21 protein-coding genes and 1 tRNA gene are annotated in these 25280 nt (G+C 42.5%); 18 read left to right on the top strand and 4 right to left on the bottom strand.

Annotated features, from left to right (window positions below):
* Positions 1 to 43: 43 nt before the first annotated feature.
* Positions 44 to 2005 (top strand): tetratricopeptide repeat-containing sensor histidine kinase, encoded by a 1962-nt coding sequence (locus MgSA37_RS15155; protein WP_157750584.1) that lies wholly within the window; start codon positions 44 to 46, stop codon positions 2003 to 2005.
* Here MgSA37_RS15155 and MgSA37_RS15150 read toward each other — a convergent pair.
* A complete protein-coding gene (locus MgSA37_RS15150; protein ID WP_157750583.1) occupies positions 2000 to 2767 on the bottom strand; it encodes a LytR/AlgR family response regulator transcription factor in 768 nt (255 codons plus the stop codon). The two genes, MgSA37_RS15155 and MgSA37_RS15150, sit on opposite strands and share 6 nt — an antisense overlap.
* A gap of 274 nt (positions 2768 to 3041) precedes the next feature.
* On the opposite strand from MgSA37_RS15150, the gene MgSA37_RS15140 reads away from it, so the two are divergent.
* Both MgSA37_RS15140 and MgSA37_RS15135 read left to right on the top strand, forming a co-directional pair.
* Positions 3042 to 5960, top strand: a complete 2919-nt coding sequence (locus MgSA37_RS15140) for a cadherin-like beta sandwich domain-containing protein (RefSeq protein ID WP_096353058.1) — start codon at positions 3042 to 3044, stop codon at positions 5958 to 5960.
* A 183-nt stretch (positions 5961 to 6143) separates the two neighbouring features.
* Complete coding sequence (locus tag MgSA37_RS15135) at positions 6144 to 7067, top strand: PorP/SprF family type IX secretion system membrane protein (RefSeq protein WP_096353057.1); 924 nt, start codon at positions 6144 to 6146, stop codon at positions 7065 to 7067.
* 180 nt (positions 7068 to 7247) lie between these two features.
* Here MgSA37_RS15135 and MgSA37_RS15130 read toward each other — a convergent pair whose 3' ends face one another.
* The gene (locus MgSA37_RS15130; RefSeq protein WP_096353055.1) at positions 7248 to 8018 is read right to left on the bottom strand and encodes a methionyl-tRNA formyltransferase; all 771 of its coding nucleotides are present in this window, start codon (positions 8016 to 8018) and stop codon (positions 7248 to 7250) included.
* Positions 8019 to 8309: 291 nt separating this feature from the next.
* On the opposite strand from MgSA37_RS15130, the gene MgSA37_RS15125 reads away from it, so the two are divergent.
* The 10 genes from MgSA37_RS15125 to MgSA37_RS28260 all read left to right on the top strand — a co-directional run bounded on the left by MgSA37_RS15125 (position 8310) and on the right by MgSA37_RS28260 (position 18763).
* Positions 8310 to 9632, top strand: coding sequence for a serine/threonine-protein kinase (locus MgSA37_RS15125; RefSeq protein ID WP_096353054.1), 1323 nt, complete (start codon positions 8310 to 8312; stop codon positions 9630 to 9632).
* A gap of 6 nt (positions 9633 to 9638) precedes the next feature.
* Positions 9639 to 10592 carry a hypothetical protein gene (locus MgSA37_RS15120; protein WP_096353052.1) on the top strand — a complete coding sequence of 318 codons (954 nt, stop codon included), beginning with the start codon at positions 9639 to 9641 and terminating at the stop codon, positions 10590 to 10592.
* A 94-nt stretch (positions 10593 to 10686) separates the two neighbouring features.
* Positions 10687 to 12114 (top strand): PP2C family protein-serine/threonine phosphatase, encoded by a 1428-nt coding sequence (locus MgSA37_RS15115; protein ID WP_096353050.1) that lies wholly within the window; start codon positions 10687 to 10689, stop codon positions 12112 to 12114.
* 4 nt (positions 12115 to 12118) lie between these two features.
* Positions 12119 to 13105, top strand: coding sequence for a hypothetical protein (locus MgSA37_RS28840; RefSeq protein ID WP_197706001.1), 987 nt, complete (start codon positions 12119 to 12121; stop codon positions 13103 to 13105).
* A 14-nt stretch (positions 13106 to 13119) separates the two neighbouring features.
* The gene (locus MgSA37_RS15110) at positions 13120 to 16269 is read left to right on the top strand and encodes an FtsW/RodA/SpoVE family cell cycle protein (protein WP_197706000.1); all 3150 of its coding nucleotides are present in this window, start codon (positions 13120 to 13122) and stop codon (positions 16267 to 16269) included.
* 25 nt (positions 16270 to 16294) lie between these two features.
* Positions 16295 to 16429, top strand: coding sequence for a hypothetical protein (locus tag MgSA37_RS29400; RefSeq protein ID WP_262497444.1), 135 nt, complete (start codon positions 16295 to 16297; stop codon positions 16427 to 16429).
* Between the two features lie 137 nt (positions 16430 to 16566).
* On the top strand, positions 16567 to 17091 hold the full coding sequence (locus MgSA37_RS15105; protein ID WP_197705999.1) for an FHA domain-containing protein: 525 nt from the start codon (positions 16567 to 16569) through the stop codon (positions 17089 to 17091).
* Complete coding sequence (locus tag MgSA37_RS28835) at positions 17084 to 17719, top strand: serine/threonine-protein kinase (protein WP_197705998.1); 636 nt, start codon at positions 17084 to 17086, stop codon at positions 17717 to 17719. Before MgSA37_RS15105 ends, MgSA37_RS28835 begins: the two co-directional genes overlap by 8 nt.
* Positions 17704 to 18420 (top strand): hypothetical protein, encoded by a 717-nt coding sequence (locus MgSA37_RS28830; protein WP_197705997.1) that lies wholly within the window; start codon positions 17704 to 17706, stop codon positions 18418 to 18420. The genes MgSA37_RS28835 and MgSA37_RS28830 overlap by 16 nt, the downstream gene beginning before the upstream one ends.
* A gap of 256 nt (positions 18421 to 18676) precedes the next feature.
* Positions 18677 to 18763 (top strand) — tRNA-Ser (locus tag MgSA37_RS28260).
* A gap of 150 nt (positions 18764 to 18913) precedes the next feature.
* On the opposite strand, the gene MgSA37_RS15095 is transcribed toward MgSA37_RS28260, so the two are convergent.
* Both MgSA37_RS15095 and MgSA37_RS15090 read right to left on the bottom strand, forming a co-directional pair.
* Positions 18914 to 19897 (bottom strand): ISAon1 family transposase, encoded by a 984-nt coding sequence (locus tag MgSA37_RS15095; protein ID WP_096353049.1) that lies wholly within the window; start codon positions 19895 to 19897, stop codon positions 18914 to 18916.
* A complete protein-coding gene (locus MgSA37_RS15090; protein ID WP_197705996.1) occupies positions 19890 to 20246 on the bottom strand; it encodes an ISAon1 family transposase N-terminal region protein in 357 nt (118 codons plus the stop codon). Before MgSA37_RS15090 ends, MgSA37_RS15095 begins: the two co-directional genes overlap by 8 nt.
* A gap of 146 nt (positions 20247 to 20392) precedes the next feature.
* Here MgSA37_RS15090 and MgSA37_RS15085 point away from each other — a divergent pair, with 146 nt between their 5' ends.
* The 5 genes from MgSA37_RS15085 to MgSA37_RS15065 all read left to right on the top strand — a co-directional run bounded on the left by MgSA37_RS15085 (position 20393) and on the right by MgSA37_RS15065 (position 25280).
* Positions 20393 to 20737 (top strand): DUF5712 family protein, encoded by a 345-nt coding sequence (locus MgSA37_RS15085; RefSeq protein WP_096353047.1) that lies wholly within the window; start codon positions 20393 to 20395, stop codon positions 20735 to 20737.
* Between the two features lie 232 nt (positions 20738 to 20969).
* Positions 20970 to 21392, top strand: coding sequence for a type IV pilin protein (locus tag MgSA37_RS15080; protein ID WP_096353046.1), 423 nt, complete (start codon positions 20970 to 20972; stop codon positions 21390 to 21392).
* Complete coding sequence (locus MgSA37_RS15075) at positions 21393 to 21917, top strand: hypothetical protein (RefSeq protein WP_096353044.1); 525 nt, start codon at positions 21393 to 21395, stop codon at positions 21915 to 21917.
* Positions 21914 to 23347, top strand: coding sequence for a GspE/PulE family protein (locus MgSA37_RS15070; RefSeq protein WP_096353042.1), 1434 nt, complete (start codon positions 21914 to 21916; stop codon positions 23345 to 23347). Before MgSA37_RS15075 ends, MgSA37_RS15070 begins: the two co-directional genes overlap by 4 nt.
* A gap of 7 nt (positions 23348 to 23354) precedes the next feature.
* Positions 23355 to 25280: a type II secretion system protein GspD gene (locus tag MgSA37_RS15065; RefSeq protein WP_096353041.1), complete on the top strand. Its 1926-nt coding sequence runs from the start codon at positions 23355 to 23357 to the stop codon at positions 25278 to 25280.

The raw sequence follows: 25280 nt of genomic DNA, 5'->3' as shown, positions 1-25280 counted from the left end.
TAAAAATTCCGGAACACATACAAAAATTAATAAGGAAATCGATTTGCTGGCGCTGACTGATAGAATGTCGGTGATTGACAGGCCCAAAATGCTGCATTACGCCGACTCGATGTATTATGCTCAAAAAAATAAATCACATTTTCTTGAGGCAGGCCATTTTATGGCTTATTCAAATTACTACGACCTCACTAATGTTCCAAAAAAATCATTGCTTTACACCGATTCTGCTATTGCTATAATTGATAAGGAAAACTTGAGCGATAGTTCATGGGCCCGGTATTATTTTGCTGCTCATATAAAAAAAGCGAATGTTTTTTTTAAAACCGGTGACTATCCGCAGGCTATTGAAGGTTATTTAAAAATAAAGGAACTGGCCGATAAACCGGATAATAAATGCGGCATAGGTGTGAAACTTTATAATAACATCGGGCTGATACTGTTCAGGCAGCAAAAGTACGAAGGAGCAAAAAACTATTTTAAACAGGCACTTGGCATATTGGATAGTTGTTCCGTTAATCTCAATATAGCAAATAAAGTTGCTGTAAAACAGGAATTGTTGGATAATATCGGCGAAAGTTTTATTAACCAGGGCAACATTGACAGTGCACTTGTTTATTATCGAAGGGCGCTTTATATCATTGAATCCGGTAAGTTTAGCCCCGATCCGCTACAGGATAAAATTTCCAGATCAGTATCCCGGGGTGTGGTGCTCAGTAATATAGCGCAGATATTTGTTAAGGAGAATAAGCTGGATAGCGCAGAGATTTTTTTCAGGGAAAATATAGCTATAAATGCTATTTCCTATAAAAATGAAATTAAGAATGCTCAACAGTCGCAACTATACCTCGCCGATCTGTATAATAAGAAAAAGGAATATCCAAAAATGAAGGCGGTATTGGCCGATTTGAGGAAGGGACTGGATACCATCCAAAATAGTGAGGTTGAGCTGGGATGGCGGAAGTTAATGGCAGAATATGATAACAACAATAATTTGCCCAGGGAGGAATTGATTTATTATAAAAGCTACGTGTCATTAAAAGACTCCATTGATCGGTTGAAATTGGCAATTAATCAGTCTGATTTCAATAAGGAGCTTGAGGCCAAAAGGCAGCAGATAAATTACGTTGTACTACAAAAAGATAACCAGTTAAGCCATTTATACCTTTGGATAACCATTGTCATTTCTATAATGGCAGTCACTATTGTTGCTCTTATTTATTACTACTACCGCAAAGGGAAAAGAAATATCAGGACACTTACATTGTTAAACCGAGAAGTGGGTGAACAAAAAGAGAAAATTGAGTTTGCGATGGTTGAACTCGAAAAAAGCAATAAAGATAAGGCGCGGATACTGCGGGTTGTTGCGCATGACCTTCGTGACCCGATAGGAGGGGCAGCGACCCTTGTCAATACGGTAATCAACGAAGATTTACCTGAGGACTATGAAAAACAAAATTTAAACCTTGTGGAAAAAACGTTGATAAATTCGTTAGGTCTTATCAACTCTCTGGTTGAGTTTGACCTTGCCGGGGAACGTATTCAACTGGATAAAGAATGGACAGATATTAACGAAATACTTAAACATTGTGCCGCCCTGATGCAGTTAATAGCGGAAAAAAAAGGGCAACGATTGCATTTTACAGCGTTGCAAAAACCGTTACCCATACTTATAGATAAGGAGCGGACAGCCAGGATGGTAAACAACCTGATTGGGAATGCGATAAAATTTAGCAAGGCAGGCCAGGCAATTTATATTGAGCTTGAGCTAAGGGTAAAAACAATATTGATTTCGGTAAAAGATAATGGGATTGGTATTCCGCCTGAAATGCAAGATGAAATATTTAATACCCTGGGGGGTACAAGGCGCGTGGGCACCGCCGGCGAAAAGTCATTCGGGCTTGGGCTTTCCATTTGCAGACAAATTGTTGAAGCTCATGGCGGGAAAATTTGGGTGCAAAGTGAACCGGAAAAAGGCGCTGTCTTTTTTGTTGAACTTCCGTTATGAAACAATATTAAGCTGTCGTTTTAAACTCTTAATATAGGTATCAGTAATATTAAATGATTGATTGGCCGTTACCGCTTCGTCACCTACAATCTTCTCAATATACCTCGTATGCAAAACTTCGGCACGGTTAATTTGAATGAAGTCGTTTCTTAAGCTTTCAGGGATGATATGTTGTAAAGTTCTTTGCAGCGAGCTTCTGATTAAGTAAGCGTCGCCCTTGTTGGTTATAATATGCGTGTGATTTACGTCAGATCGCAGGCACACCACGTTTAGCCAATCGATCCTGACATATTTATTACCCAGTTTAACAAAAAAACTATTGAGAGACGCAGCCTGTGTTTTGGAGGCAATGGCTATTTGTCCGCCTGAAAAATGATAGAGTGCACTTTGGATGCTTATAAACAATGAGGCCGGGCTGTATGGCTTTGTTAAAAAGGCAGATGGTCGGGCGGCAGCGGTTTCTTCGATAATACCATCATGGACCGAGCTGGTGATAAAAATAAACGGTTTTTTTAAGGCGTGGCTAATCATTTTACCTAATTCAATTCCACTATTTTTGCCATGTAAATTAATATCCAATAACGCAATATCAAAATTATTGGCAGTGATTGCAGGTAAAGCTTCATCCAGGTTACTGACTTTACCCACCACTTTATAACCAAAGTGGTTAAGGTCATAAGTTATTTTTTGCATCCAGGTTTCCTCATCCTCGATAACCAAAACCGAAATATCATGCTGCATCCCGCGTATATAATTTAGCACTCAAATATATTTAATTTTCCTTCTATCGCCCAATAATACCACTTCATCATCAAAAAACAGGCACTTGCATTCATTTGAAAAATTACTTTACAAACTTGCCTTAATTTTAAATAGTTTTTTATGCCTGTAGGTATCTCTAAGTTGGCTAAAGATTCGAAAAAAAACAGACAACGTTTTAAAAAAAAGCTATTGAAATATTCCGTAAAATGAAAAAGATCATTCGTCAACATCATGAAAACACTTCCCCTGCTTTTCAAAAATCTGCTTTACGCTTATGGGGCCGGGTCTTTTTTTATTCGCGTTATTGACCAGCGCTTTACCTGGAAAATTATTTGCCCAGGCGCCGTCCATAAGTTACAACGGCCCGCAGAACTTTGTGCTAAATACGGCAGCCCCATCCCTCTCTCCTGCAAACAACGGTGGCAGTGTATCCGCCCCCGGTTATAGCAGTATACCGATATCAGTTTTTTCGGGCACAGGTTATAGTAATGCCTTTGTATTTGATGCATCGGGCAATATTTATACGTTTGATTACAGCAATAGCAGCAATCGCAAACTTGTTAAATTGACGCCAACCGGAACAAATCCGGTAACGCTGATCTCATTCCTTTCGCGCCCGGAGGACATTACTATTGATGCCTCGGGGAATGTGTACGCCCTGGATGGCGGGTATTTATATAAAATCACGCCCGGCGGTACAGTAAGTACGGTTCAATCCTTTAGTGGCAGCCCAACGGGAGTGGCTGTTGATGCCGCGGGTAATCTTTATGTTTCAACGTATAGTGCCGGCATTACATCAATAATAGAAGTGCCGGCCGGCGGCGGGGGCAATGTGAATATTGGTTCCGGTCTTTCCTATATGACGGACGTGGCAGTGGATGCAGCGGGCAATCTTTATGTTTGTAATGACGGCGATGCTTCCATAAAAAAAATTGCTGCTGGTACCGGTACAGTAACTACCATAGCTTCCGGCTTCACTCAATATAGCACAGCCGATTTGTCGCAGATAACCGTCGACCCCACAGGGAATATATTTTTCTCGGAGGCGAATGGAGCGAGGGTTTCTGAAATTCCTGCCGGTAGTAATACACCAATTCAGATTGGATCAGGTTTTTTTGCACCCGGAGGTTTGGTTTTAGATGCAACCGGCGACCTTTTCGTAATTGACAATGGTGCTCTTAAAGAGATAAAACCCGTTGGTGGCTATTATATAAGTCCATCGTTACCGGCTGGTTTAAGTTTTGACAACAGTACTGGTATCATTAGTGGCACGCCTACAGTAACAAGTGCAGCAACAGATTATAAAGTAACTGCATCAAATAGTAGCGGCAGTGCCTCGGCGACAATAAATATTACAGTATCAAGTTCAGTCTCTACCGATGACAAATTAAGTAACCTTGCTATAAGCTACGGTGCTTTTTCGCCATCATTTAGTCCTTCAATCTTCAGCTACGCTGAAGAGGTGCCAAATTCAGTTTCCAGCGTAACGTTAACCATAACTGCTGATCTTGCCAACGAAACGATAAAGACATACGGCGGCATAGTACCTAGTGGAGGCACATCAATACCTGTGCCATTGGCGCCCGGCGTCAATACTGTTTTCATTCAGGTGTTCGCGCAGGATGGTGTAAGTAAAAACATTTACTCCGTGGCAATAACCCGGGATACAGCATCCACCGATGCAAGTCTTTCGAATATACAAATGAGTGCAGGTACCCTGGCACCAGTATTTTCACCGGCAACAACGAACTACCGCGTTACGGTAGGGAATTCGTTTTCATCTATCACGCTAATGCCAACAACTACCGATCCGGGGGCTACTGTAAAGGTAAACGGCACATTGGTAACCTCCGGATCGGCATCCACACCTATTGCGTTAAAGGTGGGCAGGGATACCATAACAACGACGGTGAAGGCACAGGACGGAACAACAACAAAAACATATACAGTAGTTGTCATCCGGAAAGCAAACGTAAACCTGATAAGCCTGAAAACCGACCATAGCGGGCTGATTCCATCGTTTTCACCGGCAACTACTGCATATAGCACTACGGTTGGCCTGGGAACGTCCTCCATTGTTATAACACCAACGGTTGCAGATTTATCAGATACGATCAGGGTTAACGGCACGCAGGTCGCATCAGGATCAGCATCGCCGGCAATTCCGTTAACTATCGGTGCCAATGCGGTTACCATCCTGGTAAAAGCCCTTGACGGGACGACCAAAACCTATACGTTAACTGTAAACCGGCAGGCGGATCTGGACGTGATTAACATACTATTGAGCCATACCAAAGTGACCCCGGTATTTTCACGGACAACAACGAGCTATACCGCTACGGTTGGCACTGGCGTAACATCCACGGCCGAAACCCCTATATTAGCTGATGCGACGAATACCGTTACGGTAAACGGGGTGATAGTACCCTCCGGAACAGCATCAGGGCCCATCACTTTAGCTTATGGTTCCAATATTATAACAACGCTTGTAACAGCGGCGGATGGTACCACCAGGACGTACACGGTAAATGTGATCCGGCCAACCATTGCAAACCTTAAAAGCCTGGCATTAAGCAGTGGAACCCTATCACCTGTATTTTCGCCCGCCACAACAGGCTATACAGCATCGGTTGATAATGCAGTTTCATCCATTACAGTAACACCAGTCACTGCCGGTTCACAGGCAACGGTAACCGTGAACGGAACACCGGTAGCCTCCGGAACGGCATCGGGGAATGTTGATCTGTCAGTAGGCGAAAATGCGATCAATATAGCAGTAACCGGCAAAGATGGTATACTAACCAAAATATATACAGTAGATGTAACGCGGGCAGCGGGATCGCTGAATACTGTTTATCAGCCGATAAGCGTAAGCAATCCAACGGATCATCCGCAAATGATGGGAGCGGAGATAGCCGTGCACCAGGGCCTATCGCCAAACGGGGACGGCATCAACGACTTTTTACTGATAGACGGAATTACGCAATACCCTGATAATAAATTACAGATCATGAACAGGAGCGGGCAGCTGGTATACGAGGCGAAAGGGTATGACAACAGTACAAAGGTATTTGATGGTCACTCCAATAAAAACGGCGCTCTGCAATTACCGGGAACTTACTTCTATTCACTTGACGTTACCGCCAATGGCGTAACCCAACACAAAACTGGATTTATTGTGCTGAAGTATTGATAACCACCAGGTATCATATATCCCGAATAAGTATCATTGTTAGGTTAAAGGTTGTTTTTTTTTATAACAATCTTTAACCAACACCTTATTATTTTTATGTTTTTCGTAAAATAGTTTATAAATTTCCGGAAAATACCGAAAACATAGACCTATTTCACTTACCGGTAGGTTAACAGATGCTATATGAAGGAAAAACATACAAAACGGTTAAACTTATTGGCGTTATTTATATTGTTACTGACAGGCATTAACAATGCCTTGGCCCAGCAACAGGGGTTAACTTACACCCAATATATGGATAACCTGACTCCTTTAAATCCTGCCTATTCGTTGCTTGACAAAGCGGGCTCCGTGAGTACATTGGCAAGAAAACAGTGGATAGGGATTCCGGGGGCTCCAACCACCTTTTTGGCAAATTTGAACCTGCCATTTGAGGACATCAATGCGTCCGCAGGGTTGATCGTATTGAACGACCAGTTCGCGATCGAAAACCAAACGGAAGCCAACGCTTATTTTGCCAAAGGCATACAATTGGGACAAAATGATTTCCTGGCGGTATCGCTAAATGCAGGTGTCAGAGATTATGTGGCCAATTATTCGCAACTAGATCCAAACGATCCGCAATTCCGGAATAACTTAAGGGCAATTAAACCCAACATTGGTTTCGGCGTGATGTATTACAGCGATACTTATTATATAGGGATATCTGTGCCTGAACTAACCATAACCAGTTTAGGTACTGCTTCTCAACAAAGCAGTATTAACTTTGACAACCACTACTATTTTGCGGGTGGATTGCTCACAGATCTTGATGAAGACATAAAATTTAAACCCGCCGCGCTTGTTGCTTACACAAAAGGTGTCCCGCTAACGGCTGATATTTCCGGTACGATCATACTGAAAGAACAATTGGGGATAGGTGTAGACTACCGTACTACCAAACAGGCGGCAGGTATTATAACCATCAATGTTGATAATTTCCATATTGGCTATAGTTACCAGTTTAATACCGCATCGCAGGACCTTGGTGGTATAAATATTCCGACGCACGAGGTGACTTTAAGCTATCGTTTTGGTAGCGGGGCAAATACGCCTAAATTGTTGTAAAATCTGCAGTTTCAGGCACGGTGTCAAACTTTTCACCCGGCATAACACCCATGCCGGCCAGTTTAAACCCAGACAGTATGCCTTCATGGGACTGCAGAACATTAAGCCTTAAATATTCTGAGTTCTTACATGCGACAAATACGCCGTAGTTCGGGTCCGAATGAACAATGGTGCCCGGGGCTACCCCCCCGGGTTAGGATTGTTTAGCAGTGCCATATTCACTTCAAGTATATGAATTGGCTGGCCCCGCAATAAGGCAACGGCGCCTCCGTAATCGGGATTGCCGGCATTTACAAGGCATTCAATTTCTTTCGCTGTTTGAGTCTCCCAGTGGATCTTCAGGTCACCCAGCGACGGAGCAGGGGCATAAGTTATCTTTTCCTTATCTTGTTCGGTCAAAAATACCTCACCCTGCGTATTTAGCTCCATCATAGCATTGCCTATCAGCATGGTGCTTTCTATACCCAAACGGGCTGAAAAAATACCGTAGCTGTCGCCGGGAAATATTGTTACCGTTTTTTGAGCCAAAATAGGGCCATCATCAAACTTTTCATTGATCTTATGTATCGTTACTCCACCTGTTGTTTCGCCGTTTTTAAGTTGCCAGAAAACCGGACTATGGCCGCGGTACGCTGGCAACAGGCTAAAATGTACGTTATAAAAACCTTTTTTGGGAATGGTAAATAATTCGGATGGAACCTTGCAGCCCAGCCCAAATACCAAAACTAAATCAGGACTGGTTTCAAGCAACAATGTTTTAAAATCTGTAAGGAGCTGATCTTTATTTAACCTTACAAAAGGAATATTTATATGCTTTGAGGTTTGCTCCAACTGCATATTATATTTATTGACGTCTCCAACCGAAACAACAGCTTCAATCATATTTTGCCCGGCTAAAAAATGCAGGGAGGGGATAGCATAAATGCTGCCTGATAATAAAATTATTTTCACGTAAATAAGGGTTGGCTATAAATATCAGCAAACTAAACTATTAAAATAGAAATATACAACTTAAAATAAAATATAAAGCTACCCCGCCCGTTAACCCGGCATTTATATATTTATATTGTTAAGGTATGCGGTTGTATTGTGGTAAATTGTGCGTTAGATTGACTTTTTAGTTATTGTAAGTCGAAAATGTGTTATTTAAAGCAAAACTTTATCATAATTGGTATAAACATAATACATTTATTGACGTTAACTAACAGTGGTATTTGAACTGGAAAAAGCTTAAAACAAAGAATGAGTAAAGTATTTACAATTGCTGAAGGTCTGGAAAATATGGGTGCGTTGCGCACCGGGGGACAAGGGTCAGTTTATAAAGGAAGGCGAATTGGCCCTATCATTAGCGCTGTTAAATTGTTACCAACGCCTATTCACACCGAAAGTACCGACGATAAAAACTACCGCAACTTTGTGAACGAGGTAGATAAACTGAAAAAGGTAAATGAGGTGCCTAATCCCAATGTGGTTAAAATACTAAATTCGGGTATTACTGAAAGCGGCTCATTCCCATTTATAGAAATGGAGTTTATCGAGGGGCCGGACCTTGAAGAGTTACTCAAACCGCCTCATGAAGCTATTTTTACTATAAAAGAAACGATAAAAGTAGCCGATCAACTTGCAAATGCCCTGTCCCATTGCCATAAGGTGGGCGTAAAACATGGTGACATTAAAAGCAATAATGTTAAGTTTAATATCCATTCAGGGAATTACGTTTTGCTTGATTTCGGTCTGTCGGCGATGTCTGATGAGCAACGCAGAAGCAGTATGCGGCACGCAGGCGCTATAGAATTTATGGCTCCTGAACAGAACGAGGGTAAAATGCTGTTTCAAACCGATGTGTATAGCTATGGGGTAATTTTGTACGAATTGCTTGCTGGCCAGGTACCTTTTCCCTTAAAAGATAATGGTGAAACCGCCAGGAACACGGTAATGATAGCGCATATGGAGTTGGCGGTGCCCGACTTGCTTGAGCTGCGCAGGCAACATCTTCCAGAAAACTGGACGGCTACCCAAAAAGAGCGGGAAATGCAGGTGCCTGCATGGTTACTTGATTTAATAGCAGATTGCCTTGAAAAATCACCCGAGAAGCGGTATAAAAATGGAATGCAGTTACAGGAGGCAATTATTGAAAATAGCATTGCCGATATTAAAACAGGCAAGGGGAATAATTCCAAAGTTAATCAGGCAGCAATTGGAGAAGTAGCTCCGCCGGTATCTGCAGCCAGTTATACACCGCCCCCAGATACCGGAATGATAAATTTATCAAAACCGGTGTTTTATGGCTTTATGGTTTTACTGTTCGTTTTTATGGGTTTAGCGGGCTATTCGTTATTTTCTAAATCGGCAGTACCTGCCAATCCTGTTACCAAAACTGTTGTGGATACACCAAAAACTATCGATTCTGAACAAGTGGCCAACGAATATTACACCAGGAAGCACAGGGAAAAACAAAAGCTTGTTGATTCAACAACCCTGAATGCGATCAGGGATGCACAGATGCGCAGGGAAAGTAATCCCGATAGCGCAGCCACCGATACTTCAAATAAACAAAATAACTAAAGATCAATGGAGGCAAAAAGTACCATATGGCAAAGATTAGGCATTCAGGATTGGTTTTTAACCGGCAATAACAACCATAGTAAAGCAAAAAAGCAGCTCACACTTACACCGGATGATGTTTATAACTATGTTATTGAAAAATTCAATGATTCCATCAGAACGCTGTCATTCGGAGACAGAATCGTTTTTTACCACGAATATATCATCAGCTTTAATGCGGAAGACTACGCCGAGTTTATGCATAATAAGCAGGGTATCTTCGGCATTATCATAAATGAAACCATAAAAAAGTTTTATGAGTTGTTGAAGCAATACCGGATGGCAGGCAAGGTGGTGGAACCATCAAGTTCAAAATGGGTGTTCAGATTAGTTTCACATCCGGATTACGCGCGCGGCGACATCGGCTTTATCGGCAAACTATTACCCGGGAGCACTAAAAAGGAAGAGAATTTAAGAGTGACCTTTATTCCACGGCAAACAGGTATTGCGCAAACATTTGATGTAAGCCAGGAGATATTGAATGGTTTTAATTATTACAGTGAAGGTTATTACGAACTTCCATATGTTGAAGAGCAGGAAGATAAAGGAGACAACCGGGTGAGCAAAGACAAAAAAAAATTCGCAAGGTTTGAAACTATTCTTCCTGATAAGCAGTTTGCTGGTAAAAAAGTTGAATATATGATGACGGATGATGAAATAATTATTTCAGGTGATGAAGAAGCGCGGGAAGAAACAAATATTTTCAAAATCCCCTCTGAGTGGGTAAATACACCCCATTTGCAGATCAGGTACAATAAATCAGATGGCAAATTTTATTTGGCCTCCTTTGGGGAATTAACAATTTTAAATGAACACACGGTGGCTAAAAGTGATGTGAACTCGCCATCTTGGGTGGAGCTTCCTGTGAATTCAAAAATTTTGTTAAATGGAATAGTTGGGGTAAATATCTTCAAATCATAAAAAATGTCTCAGTTATTATCCTTAGGTATATTGGTTATTTGTGTGGCATTACTGGCAACTCATTTTTTTGATATAAAAAATTCACGTAAACCGAATGACTGAACAATTTTTCGGATTAACCGATCCGGGCAAGCAACGAAAGAACAATGAAGATACTTATATCGCAGAGATTACTGCGGATAATCAATTCATAATAGCGTGCGTAATTGACGGCGTAGGAGGATATGCAGGAGGCGAGGTTGCTGCCGCCCTTGCCCGTGATATTATTCTGAAAAGGCTGGAAAAACCGTCAGGAGAGATCATCCCTATAATGCTGGATTGTTTTAACCAGGCCAATCAAAAAATATTATTCGAAAAACAAAATTCCAAAGAGCATGCGCATATGGCTTGCGTATGCTCACTGGCTCTTGTTGATATTCAAAACAATCAATTTTACTTTGCCCATGTAGGCGACACCAGGCTTTACCTGGTGCGTGATAAATCACTGGTTAAAATCACTCACGACCAATCGTTCGTCGGGTTTTTAGAAGATTCGGGGCGGTTAACTGAAGAGGAGGCCATGAAGCACCCAAAACGCAACGAGATCAATAAAGCGTTAGGCCTCGATAAACATTTAGGCGACGATAAAGAATATGTTGAAACCGGTCAGTCGCCGTTCCTTACAGGAGATATGCTTTTGCTATGCAGCGATGGATTAACAGATATGGTTAACAGCATGGCGATAAACGCAATTGTATCTTCGGATGGATCATTAAAAGAAAAATGTCATCAATTGGTCGATGCTGCAAACCAAAACGGCGGGGCTGATAATATAACAGTTGTATTGGTTCATAATAACAAACAAAAAGTCCAGTTTGAAACGGCGAAACCCGTAGCAAACGGGAATAAAAGTGCGAACGAAAAAATCAATCCCCTAACAGGGGATGATCCCTTGCCAGCGCAAAAGCTGCTGAAAACAAAAAACAAAACTGGCATGGTAACCCTGTTATTTGTCTTGATGCTTTTTTTCTTTGCCGTATCCGCTTATGAATACATAAAAAATAAGGATAACCCGCCTTCTCTGCCTATGCAATCAACTGTCGCCGTTAAAAGGCAAAAAAATAAGCAGGAAATAAAGTTGCAGCGGGTCATCGACCAGGCAAAAGGACCTGTTTTAATACTATCAGATACATCCTTTACAGCGCCCTTGCTCATCAGTGGCGCTATCCAAATCAATAAGGATAGTTTAACTATTAAAGCGAAAGGTAAAATTGTTTTACAAAGTGATTCAGGATACAAGGGCCCGGCGTTTCAGCTTTCTGCAAAATGTAAAAACGTTTTGCTGGATAGTATGTCATTGGTCAATTTTCAGGTAGGCATTACTTCGTTTAATAATGCACTTGATTTGAAAAATACAAGGTTTATTAATTGCCCTGTACAAGTTGAAAGCACATATACATTTCCTGATAAAAAATATATAAGTGGAAAACTTTCGCCAGCGGCTTTCAGAGTTGATTCGATCCCGTTAAATAAAAAGAAATAGGATAATGAAACAGGACACAACCACACCTATTTCACGAAAAAAAGAGCGTTTGTTTTTAATACTTACAGGCATTATTCTTTTGCTGCTTTTTATCCGTCTTTTTTATGTTGAACAAAAAAATTTTACCGATGTAAACCAGCGGCTTAAGGATGGTACGATGATCAACCTGAACGCGCCTCACCTTGCTCAAAACTTAGGTGCCTTGCTGAAAAAAGGTTATTATTTTGAAGATCAGAATGATATTAACCTGATTGAAAATACCATTGCCGGCAGCTTAAAAAGCGGGCTTAAATTTGACAATATTGGAGAGCTTAATAAACAGCGGTTTAATATCAACGCCGACCAGGCTTTTGAAGAAGGCGGCGAATCCTTTAAACAAAGAGTAACAGTTTCCCGTTCTTTATTGGGGTACACAGGCGATGATTCTGTACGTTTTATCCAGGAAAAAAGTAATCCTCCTGCATTGCCGGCAACAACCGATGCTGGTTTGGATGGCAGCACCATTTCAGGTAAAATATTCAACAAAAAGCTACCGGTGAGCGGTGTTTTGGTAAGGCTGCAAATGATATTGCCGCAGGACAGTATTTACAACGATGAGGAAGCCGGGCTGATTAAAACACAAGCCAAGCAAACATCAGCTTATAAATTGGTTTACGTTTTGGATGATAAGGGCCAAAAGCATCTGCAATCCATAATAGCCTTTTCGCGTACGGATGGAAACGGCGAATACGCTTTTAAAAACCTGCCTGCAAATAAAGCATTTGAGGTTTTGCCCTTGCAACCCGGCTTTCAATTTGGGAAAACGCAGGGAACTGAAAACCTGGACGGCGATGAAACGTTTAATTTTTACCAGTCGCCGCACACCATCCGGTTGTTATCCGCCCGTGATTATAACATCCTGAAAAAGAAAAATCGTTCATCATCCGTACACCGGCTGAATTTAATTTATGGTACTGGACAATTGTTGCCGGCTTTTTTGCGGGGTTTTTAATTACTCACCTTATTTTGGCATGGAAGTTTTCTGAAAGCGACCAACTGATACTGCCATTGGTAATGGTGCTTACTGGCTTGTCGTTTTTAACCCTTTTTAGCCTGCAGGACCCTCTGCGCGATCGTTTTTTTGCCCGCGATACAGTCGTTTACCTCGCGTTAGGCTTTGTCGCCATGCTGCTAATGCTTTCTGTTAGCATACGCCGTTTTAATGCCGATTCTGTGTTTTACAGGATGCTTGTGTTTAAGAATAACCATAAAGCGGCTAATGGCTGGCCATGGATAGCTGCCGCCATTGTTTTGCTGGTTCTTACTATACGTTTCGGTGCCGGGCCTGAAGGGAGTGGTGTAAAAGTTAACCTGTTTGGCTTCCAGCCCAGCGAAATAGTTAAATATTTGGTGATTATTTTCCTCGCGGGATTTTTCGCGGTAAATGAAAAGTTTATCAGCGAATATGCAAGCTGGCGTAAAAGATGGTCCTTTTTTTCATTTGCATTGATTGCTATAGGCATTACGCTATTACTGTTTTTGATGTTGGGCGATATGGGGCCCGCAATCATCATCTGTTTTACCTTTATCATTCTTTTTTCCTTTTCACGGGGCGATTTTATGTTCATGGCAATATCCGTAGTATTTTACGTGATCGTTACCTGGATCTTTAAAAACGTATGGTTATCGGCTGGTTTAACCCTTGCCATGCTGTTGTTTGTTTTCTTTTACAAACGCAAACAGCTCAGCGAGTCGGCTATTATGGCGTTGATTGTTATTGCTGGCTTTTTAACCATTGACAAAATCCCGCATCTGGATAAGCTGATACCGGGCCCGGTTGAACGCCTTGTTGAACGAAAGGCTATTTGGCAGGACGCCTGGAACAACGAGGTTTACGGCGGCGACCAGGTGGCTAACGGGCTTTGGGCTATGGCAAGCGGAGGCGCGGCCGGACAGGGGATTGGAGAAGGTTTTGCTAAAACTATTCCCGAAGCACATACCGATATGATATTGCCATCCATGGGCGAAGAGTTTGGGTGGGCGGGAATCATCGCTATATTTTTATTATTTTTGATATACCTCCACCGGTCTATTATTATCGGGAGGCAAACAGGTACGCCTTTCTTGTTTTATTTATGTGCCGGCATAGGGGTTTGCACGTTTATCCAGTTTATATTGATTGCCGGTGGGTCTACCGGGGCTTTACCCTTATCGGGCGTGGCATTGCCTTTTCAAAGTTACGGCGGATCATCCCTGGTGGCCAATTTTATAGCAGCAGGCTTCTTATTGTCAGCCTCAAAAGTTAGAGGCACACCTTTACAAATGAGCTATATTACCAGGCAGCAGGACCGTAACCTTGTACCGGCACTGCTTGCTGCCTGTATTGGAATGATCCTGCTAACCATTAATATTTCACGCTACTTTTTTAATAACCGCCAATGGTTGGTTAAGCCGGCTTTGGTGGCAGACAGGAGTGGCGCCCGCATGTTTAGCTACAATCCGCGCATTGGTATTTTAATGAATAAACTACAGGCAGGTACCCTTTATGATCGTAACGGACTGATTCTTGCCACCAGCAACCCGGAGCTTATTAATAAACAGCAAAAAGCGCTTAGCGCGGCGGGAGTAGGAAATTATGGCCTTGATTCGGCGATGCATAAGCGGCTAACACGCTTTTACCCTTTTGAAGAACAGATGTTTTTTTGGGTGGGCGATGCCAATACCGATGTGTTTAACGGCAGCACCAACGGCTACTTCGCTGAGTACGGAGAAGCTGCCGAATTACGCGGGTTTAAAATGCCTGTTTCAAACTATAATGTACACGCCAGTTTTTTTAGAGAAGATCGTTTTTTGCCAAGAGGGGTAAAAGAGATGGCTGTTAGTAAAAAGGATTACAGCGCATTGGCGCCTTTGCTGGCCGCCGGTATTAACAGCGAAGAGGTAGATGCCTTTAAAAAGCGAAACCGCGATGTACAGTTAACGGTTGATGCTGATCTGCAAACCAGTATTCAACGATCTATCGCCGTGGATACCTCTTTTAATTACAAAAGGATCTCTGTGGTGATTATGGAGCCGGCTACCGGTGATGTGCTGGCTTCGGCAGTATACCCTTTACCGCCAGTGCATAATTGGGACCTGTTGAATATGCCCGTCCCCGAGCAAAATAAATTGGCTCAGTGGGTGACCACTACCGACCTTGGCTTTACTTATGCCACACAGCCGGGTTCAACCGCCAAGGTGTTAACCACCATGGCAGCCTTTAACAAACTTGGGCTTGACGCTGCGAAAGTAACTTATCATGTAAATGAAGCTGAGCGTATCCGTACCAAAGGCCTTGAACCCGACGAAACCGGCGAAATAACGCTTGAACGGGCCGTAGCGAAATCGAACAACGTATATTTTATAAAACTGGCCAACCAGCAACACCTGGAAGAAAATATGGCCGACCTGTATTTAAAAACCGGGATGTTTTTGCACGGAGTGGGCGGTTATTTTTATAATAAGCCGTCTGAAAATGCCGATCAGGAGGAAAAATGGCGCACCTTGTGGCGAAATACCGAATTTCACACCAAACCCAAATACGACCCGAATAACATTCGCCGTTCACGGTCAATGGGGATATCGGGGATGGCGTGGGGGCAGGGCGCATTAATAGCTACGCCGGCCGCAGTGGCAAGGCTGGTTTCTGGCGTTGCCAATAACGGGAACCTGGTAGCTAACAGGTTTGTATTAAAAGTAAGTGCTTCGTTAACTGCTGTAAAAGCCGGTATAAAGCTCGCTAACAACCCGAAGTATGCCAGACTGATCACCGGGTATATGATAGAACAAAGCGCACCCAAGGCGCCCATTTTGGGTATCAGTGTAGCCGGTAAAACGGGTACACCCGAAAGAATCTGGAAAAAACAAAGCATTAACGATGGCTGGTATGTATTTTTTGCCCCGATGGCCAAGGCTAATGGTAATATCGTTGTGTGCATTCGTATCGAATCTACCCGGGGGTCATCAGACGCGGTAAGGCTGGCCGGGCAGCATGTAATACCATTTTTATTAAAAAAGGGTTATATTAAAAGTATTGTTCCTGTTAGCCGGGAAGACAGCGGGCAGAGCGATCGACCTGAAGACACAACAACGCCCGAACCGCCCGCTGCTGATACTACCGGGACCGTCAATCAATAGATTATTGAAACCATAAGCACTAACTATGTTCGATCTGTTTAAAAAAAACGAAAATAAGGGCCCTAAAGATGTAAAGGCTGTACGGGATACCCTGTTGCGCTTTATTAAAGAAGAGTTTCAGAAAGCCGAAGGGGGGAGGGGCGCAACATTAAGGGAATAAATATTTTTATCAGCTGCGATGCTGCGGAAAAACATATCTACGAAGCTGCTGTTTACGTAGGGGAAGAAGACCGGTTTAAAGGAGAGATACAGCGCATAGCCGACGACTATGCCCTTGATATCCCGGAAGGATGGGAAATGGATATTGATTTTACCGATGAATATCCGACGGAGGCCTCAATAGTTAATTCGTTGAGCGCTGCGATCTTCATCCGTACAAAAGAAAATACGATCCAACGGTCGGCAACCGCTTATCTAAGGGTGCTCAACGGAATTGCTGAAAAGCAGGAGTATGAAATAAATTCCCCGGAAGGAAAAATTAATATTGGCAGGGGCAAAAAGGTGCAGGTAGAAGATGGGTTTTTCAGATTGAACCAGGTTGCTTTTGATGCTGAAAGCACCAATGAAAGCAATAAGTTTGTAAGCCGGCAACACGCTCATATTGAGTGGAGCAAGGATAACGGCTGTTTTATGCTCTTTGCTGACGAAGGCGGCGTGCCGCCGCGAAACAAAATAAAGGTAAGATCGGCCCAAAGTGAAAGCCTGGTAAAATTACATTCGGTGACTATAGGACATAAACTGGGGGAGGGCGACCAGGTAATTTTAGGTGAATCAGCGGTGCTGGAGTTCAGTTATCGTTCGGAAAAAAATAAAGATGGGTAAAATATTTACAATAGCAGAAGGCCTTGAAAATATGGGCGCTTTACGAACGGGGGGCCAGGGGTCGGTATACAAGGGGCGCCGAATTGGGCCTGTCGTCAGTGCAGTAAAAATCCTTCCAACACCTATTTATGCTGAAAACGCCGGAGATAAAAACTACCTGAAATTTTTGAACGAGGTAGAAAAGCTTAAAAAAGTTAACGAAATACCAAACCCTAACATTGTCAAAATACTCAATTTTGGTATCACCGAAAGCGGTTCGCTGCCGTATATTGAAATGGAATTTGTTGAGGGCCCCGACCTTGAAGAGTTGCTGAAGCCGCCGCACGAGCCCATTTTTACCGTAAAGGAAGCTATAAAGGTAGCCGATCAGTTAGCCAGTGCATTATCGCATTGTCATAGCGTGGGTGTAAAGCACGGCGATGTTAAAAGTAATAATGTAAAGTTTAATATTCATTCAGGTAATTACGTCCTGCTTGACTTCGGTCTTTCAGTAATGTTAGACGAGGAACGGCGGAGCAGTATGCGGCATGCCGGGGCAATAGAATTTATGGCGCCAGAGCAAAACGAAGGGCAGATGCTTTTTCAAACGGACATATACAGCTACGGTATCATTTGTTTGAACTATTAACAGGCCAGGTGCCCTTTCCGCTGAAAGATAACGGCGAAACGGCCCGGAACGCAGTTATGGTATCTCATATGGAAGCGCCTGTTCCGGATATTCTTGAACTTCGCAGGCAGAATATACCTGGGGGCTGGAGTTCCGCAAAACAGGAACATGAAATAATGGTGCCCGCATGGTTATTGACTATGGTGGTAAGATGTCTGGAAAAGCTTCCGGAAGGGCGGTACAGCAACGGTATTGAATTGCACGAAACACTTGTACTTGGCAGCACGTCGGCAGCGCCTGAAGAGGCCCCTGTAGCGATTTTAAGAGCAGAGAATGAACAATTACAGGCGGTTGTACAAAGATACCGGGATGAAGCTGCAAAAAACGGTTCGGGCATACGTATATCAAAATATCTGCTGGGCGGGTTGGTGTTGCTATCCCTGCTGGGAATCATTGGCCTGGCGCGACCTCTTTTTTCGCAAAAAAACAATACTGATTTACCAGCCCGAGATAGTTTAACAAAAGTAACTCCGGTTAACCTAAAACCAGGTTCTCCAAAATCCGCTGTAAAAAAGGAACTTTTACACGACACCGGCAATACAAAAAAGGATACCGCCGGAATCAATATACCCGACTATGATTCTTTGAGCAATGCGACAAAATTGGCGGATCAAAAGAAGAAACACCACAAAAAAAGGAAGAAGTTTTTGGGGTTATTTTAACTTGTTCCAGGCTCTATCCGTATCCGGTTTCTAAAATATTTAATACCCTTCATACAAATATTGCGCATATTAAACGTTGATAAACGCTTTATTGTGCTCTGTTTTGATAATAAAACCAGTGGTAAACCGGCGGATTAACGTGATATTGTCGTTTTTTTTTATATTAATCGTACAGATAATCAATTACTTAACTATTTGTTACAAAAAACTTAACATCAAGTTTGTCAATTCAACGCGGATTTGTACTTTTGCCCCCGGAGAGCTGGCAGAGTGGTCGATTGCGGCAGTCTTGAAAACTGTTGAACTGTGAAAGGTTCCTGGGGTTCGAATCCCTAGCTCTCCGCAAGTTATATTTCAAAATAAACAAAAAACGCTTTAAATCAATGATTTAAGGCGTTTTTTGTTTTAAGACAATTTTGAAAAATCAATTATTCTGGATCAGGGATCAGTCGGAAAATTTGGATCATGACGAAAAGTTGGGGGATAAGTACTTTTAGGCATATATTTTAGTGAGTCTAAACAGAAAGAAAGTAGTATCTCTTACGCCCCTTGAAGTAGCCCTGAAAGCTTTGACTTTTGCATTGAAGGATTCGGCAGAAGCATTTGTACTTCTGTTATCGAAGAAGTTTAAGATGGATTCATAATGCTGATGAACGGATCTCGCTACCGTTTTAAAGGCATCAATACCTGCAGCCTCCACATCGTTATACCAGATTGCCAGCCTTTTAAAGGCGACCTGCTTACTTTTGCAGATCGTAAATATTTTACCCAGTCTGATAGCAAGGTTATAAGCTTTCAACAGTTCCGGATACCGTGGAAAAAGCAAATCGGCCCTTTCCTTTTGAGAAGCAGTCCATTTAGACTCATGTTTGAATAACAGATACCGGCTTCGGGCCAGTAATTGCTTTAACGTATCTCCATTGCTGAATACTTCGGGCTGAAAGGATTGTTTGTTTTTCCGGGCTTCCTCAATCGACTGGCTTTCTGCGTCAAGGGCTTCCCAGCGGTATTTTATTCTTGCTTCCTGTACAGCATCATAGGCTAATTTTTGTACATGGAAACGGTCAATTACACGGATGGCGTTATTAAAGCATCTCCTGACAGCTTTGATCATATTTGCCGCCATGTCCATTGTCACCTCTTTTACCCGGTTTCTTTTTCGGACAGGTATGCGTTCCAATACAGCTATGATCTGCTCTGCCTGTGTACCTTTCAGCATCGCTACAATAGCTTTTTTACCACCTTTAGCTTCCTTATTGGTTACAATGGTATATAGCTCACCATTGCTAAGGGCTGTTTCATCTATACTAAGCGAGGGACCGATGTTATCTTCAAACAACATCCATTCATCCGCATGGTCTTTCTGCCCCCAGCTATGGAAGTCACTCAGGAAATCTTTGTATTGCTGCTGCAACTGTTTGCCGTCAACTGTATATAAACGGCCTAATAAATGGCAGCTGATCGGGTTATTATCCAAATATACCTTTTAAAAAAGTGCCGAATTCCGTTGTCATTCGCGCCCCTTTTCTTACTAAATTCCAGTCTCTTGTAATAATCTCACCGCTTGCTTTTACTTCCCACCTCCGCCTTTTAATGCATAGCGCTACTTTATGCCCGCGGATAGGAAAGTCCTGAATGCTCACTTCAGGCAAAAAACCTTTTGATTCCAATTGCGATTTTTCGTAACCCGCTGGCGGAAGGTTCTTTTCTTCCAGGTATATATTCAATTGTCCGCTATCTGATGAACGGACATCATTAAGTTCAAAGTATTCTAAAAGCCCTTCGGGAAGAATCAGACGGACTAGCGTTTCGTATGCAGTTGACAAGTGTTATTGTTTTTTATTCTTCCTGCAAAACAAATACTTTTTAATCAATCCCCCAATTATTCTGCTTGACCCGAAAATTTGGGGCGAGATGAAGGACCAGTCGGAAAATCACTTCATGTGGCGGCAATGAACCGCATTCTAAAAAGATGGGGCAATTTGCCCGGGTGGCCCTTAAGCAAAGCGGTGAAACTCTTTTTGATAGCTTATTTGAATTTCACAGGCAGTTAAAGGACTCGATAGCTTATGCCAGTACACAAAAGAACGGTAATTTGGCACAGCGATTAGATTTGAATATAAGGGAGTTACAAATGGTAGACCCTAATGTTGATAACATCCAGACCACCGAACTGGATGGTAACAGCGCAGATGCAGCTCATTCCTATTTAAGTTATCCCCAAATTAGCATTAGTATGAGTGATGACATAGATGATGAGGCAATATTTGGCAAGAACAGGCACGGGAAAAGGAAGGCAGGTGGTCACGAACGATAAACGTTCCTCGTTAAAAACGCCCGCATTACGTGATTTGCGATTGGCCTGATTGAATCCAGCGTCATTGTTATAAGTATTTGTATAAAGAGGTTGATGCTATAAAGCATTTTTTCGTGATAAATATTGCTATGTGTAGCTAACTAAATAAAAAAAACATATGTGTTTCATTTTCTCCCGCCGGTTTATTTGATAATTTCCATTTTAGTATTTAGCTTAGGACGATTAATTAAATATGAAAACCTATTCAGCCTTATTTAAAAAACGCGTTAAAGCCTATACCCTCACAGAGATCCTGGTCGTGCTGGTAATTATAGGGATCCTTGTTTTACTTGCTCTGCCTAATTTAATGCCCATTATCAACCGCGCTAAAAGTGTCGAGGCTAAAACACAACTGGCCCATTTACAAACGCTGGAACAAAGCTATTTTTACGAACATTCCAGATACACAAAAGACCTGAATGAAGCAGGTTTTATACAGGACAAGCTAGTAACTGACGGTGATGATGGCCGCGCGCTTTACCGGATAGAGATTACAAATGCCACCAGTACGGGTTTTACAGCAAGGGCCACTGCTGTAAGGGATATCAGCGGTAATGGCACTTTTAATACATGGGAGATTAACCAGGACGGGACATTAAAAGAAGTTGTCAAATAAGTGATACTGATCAGAGTTCTGGTACTTTTGGTATTGCTGGTAGTCTTTTTTCAGGACCTGAAGAGCAGATCTGTTTACTGGATTTTATTTCCGGTTTTAGTTATTCTTTTTTTTGCAGTCATCCTGTTGCAGCATCGTTCTTTTTCAGAGATTCTCCAGCCTGCATGGATGAATTGCAGTTTCCTGGCTTTACAATTGTTGCTGGTTTCAGCTTATTTCTCCCTGAAAAGCAGGCGATGGGTGAATATCACTACGGAGCTGCTGGGATGGGGGGATATCTTATTACTGTTGAGCATCGCTTTTTATCTTTCGGTGCTGAACTTTTTATTTTACTACCTGGTAAGTCTGGCCATTTCATTAATAGTTTGGCTGATATGGCAGGTATTTTCAGGGAAAGAAAATAGGCATATACCACTGGCGGGTTTACAGGCCATGTGCCTGCTTGTATTTTTAATGAGCGATTGGTATTGGCTGCATTTCAACGTTGCGGATGATACCTGGCTGCTAAATCTTATGCATAAATGAACTTGACGAAGGACATTGTTTTATTAACGGAAAATATACACTGGCTCACTAAAGACCAGGCCTGGTATTACCGTGTATTACCTGAAAATAAAACAAAGGATGAGTTTTTCCTTTATTGTGAAGACGGGGCCGACCAATTCGCCTTAGCGGCCGAACTGGAGATGTTGCTTGGTTCAACAGTTAAATTAAATCCGGTACCAGCTATTCAAATTGCGAGGCTGCTCTCCAAATATTATATCAAAGATAACGCAGCACCGGGCTCTGTGCAGCTTCAAATCAATCACCATGAAGATGATTTTTTAATGAACCTGATCGGGGAGGCAAAGAATCTTAAAAGTAGTGATATCCATATAGAAAGCTACGAAAACAAATGCCGGGTACGCATTCGCATAGACGGCATGATGGTAGAACGCTATTTGTTAAAGCGCGATGAATATCCTGCCCTGATCAATAAAGTAAAAATCCTTTCCAACCTCGATATCGCAGAAAAGCGATTGCCGCAGGATGGACGCATCAACTTTAAATACCAGGATCAGCAGTTTGATATCCGGGTCTCTGTTTTACCAACGCTACATGGTGAAAAGGTGGTACTCCGTTTATTGAATAACGATGCTACGGAAATAGACCTGAATACGCTGGGCTTTTCGCCCTTTGACCTGGATAATTATTTGCAGGGGGCCAAGCGGCCAAATGGCATTCTCTTGATCAGCGGGCCTACGGGTTCAGGCAAAACCACTACCTTATATGCGACCTTAAAACTACTTAACAAAGAGACAAGGAATATATTAACTATTGAAGACCCGGTGGAATATACACTGGAAGGAATCAACCAGGTGCAACTGAAAGAATCCATCGGCTTAACCTTTGCGGCGGCATTAAGGACTTTTTTACGACAGGACCCCGATGTGATTATGGTAGGGGAGATCAGGGATACAGAAACCGCCAATATGGCGATACGGGCGGCTTTAACAGGTCACTTGGTGTTATCTACTATCCACACCAATTCCGCATGGGGAACCGTGTCAAGGTTGATCGATATGGGCATCCCCCCGTTTTTGGTTGCCAGTACTTTAAATACAACAGCAGCGCAACGCCTGGTAAGGCTTTTATGCCCGCATTGCAAAGAAGAACGGCCCTTTGATAACAACTTGTATCCTAAACAATTTAAGCCCTATGCCCAGGTGCATCAACACTACCTCGCAAAAGGGTGTGAGCAATGCTATTACACCGGCTATAAGGGAAGAAAGGCCGTTTACGAGGTGATACCCATTGACCAGGACCTGGCTTTTGAAATTAAAAACGGCAATATGTATATCCAGGAGTTTTTAAAAAACAGGGGAATCCATACATTAGCCGAAAACGCATTTAACCTGTTTTGCGACGGAAAAACAACGATAGAAGAAATATACCCGCTGCTTTTTAACTACTAAACCTTATATGTATAAAATAATTACCCGGACCTTGTTTTTACTGTTCATCACTTCTGCCCCTGCTTTTGCGCAGCAAAACAGGATCCAGGGCATCCAAAAAAAGCTGGACAGCCTTTCTGAAACCGTGCCGGGGCTTAAACAAAGCGTGCAGTTGCAGGTCAATGGGTCCATCCAGCAATATTTATCGGGAATTGCCAGTGTCAATAGTTTAAATATCAGTGTTGATCCAAAGTTAAATTTTGCGGTAAATGATAACCTGGCCGGTGTTTCAGCAACGAATATTTTAGTGTTTTTAGCCAAGAAATATAACCTGGATATCAGCGTAGTAGGCACCATTATTTACATTACCGCCTATGATGATCCCGGCCGCTATGTCAAACCGCCTGTAAAAGAGATCAATGCCAGATACAACAAAAACGATAATACCCTCTCCCTGTCCCTGGAGAGCGACAGTTTAAAAGCCGTCGCCAAAAAGATTTCACAGGTCTCCGGTAAAAACGTGATCGTGCCGAATAACCTGGAAGGTAAACTGGTAAGCGGCTATATAGAAGCTGCCCCATTTGAAACCGCGCTTGACAAGCTGGCATTTACGAATAACATCAAAATGATAAAAACCAATGATGGCTTTTTTCTTTTTCAAATGCTGGATGAGAACGAAGAACTTTATGTTAACGGCGATAAAAGCACATCCGTTAGGAAAGCTTTCCGGCCTGTAAATAATGCAGGGGGAAATATGCAATCAGGCATATACATCAGGACCGTTAATGGTCAAAAGCTGGTCTCCGCGGAAGCGGTAAACTCGCCTATCATCAGCCTGGTGAAACAGGCATCACAGGAACTTGGGATCAGTTATTCCGTTTATTCAGACATCAAAGGGACGATTGATATCCACGTGAAAGACGTTACCTATGATGCTTTTCTTTACTTGCTATTCAGGGGTACCGCCTATACATTTCAGTCGGAAAATGGGGTGTATATGATCGGAGACAGCAAACTGGAAGGTTTGAGAACTTTCAAAGCCATTCATCTGCAAAACCGGTCAATAGATACTGTGGTTAATATGATCCCTGCTGAATGGAAAAAGTCCATTGAGATTAAAGAGTTCAGGGATCAGAATACGATATTAATCTCCGGTTCATCCGCTGATATACGAGAGGCGGAAACCTTTATCAAGTCGCTGGATGAATTGGTTCCGGTGGTACTGATTGAAGTCACCATGATCGATTTTCATAAGACCAGAACGATCGCTACCGGCATTTCGGCTGGTGTGGCCGACAGTACGGTAAAAACCGGGGGTACTTTATTACCAGGCATTAATTTTACGGCAAGCGCCAGCAGCGTGAATAGTTTTTTGAATAGTTTGGGGAAACTTACCTCACTTAACCTCGGCCACGTGGTGCCAAACTTTTACGCCACCATCCAGGCGCTTGAGTCGAATAATAACATAGATGTAAGATCTGTACCGAAATTAACCGCACTGAACGGACATTCGGCAAAACTAAGTATCGGCAGCCAGGTGTATTATAAAAATACCACGCAAAATCTTTATCCCTCAACAACAACGAATACTTCAGTTTTTACGAATGTTTACACCCCGGTAAAAGCTGACCTGTCGGTCGAGATTAAACCGATTGTTTCCGGCAACGACCAGGTGACGCTCGGCATCAACGTAAATATTTCTGATTTTACATCTATACCCACTGATGGTTCGCCACCACCACAGTCCATCAGCCAGTTTACCTCCAGTTTAAGGGTGCACAGCGATGATACCATTTTACTGGGCGGAATAGAGCGAACCGAAAACGACCTGAGTAGCTCGGGTGTTCCATTTTTATCGAGGATTCCTATACTGAAATGGATATTTAGCAGCCGGACAAAAACTGCTTCAAAGGTAGTAACCGTATTGTTTATAAAAGCGACTATTATCCGTTGA

The sequence above is a fragment of the Mucilaginibacter gotjawali genome (assembly GCF_002355435.1).
GTDB lineage: Bacteria > Bacteroidota > Bacteroidia > Sphingobacteriales > Sphingobacteriaceae > Mucilaginibacter > Mucilaginibacter gotjawali.
This window is presented reverse-complemented; position numbering and strand designations above follow the sequence as displayed.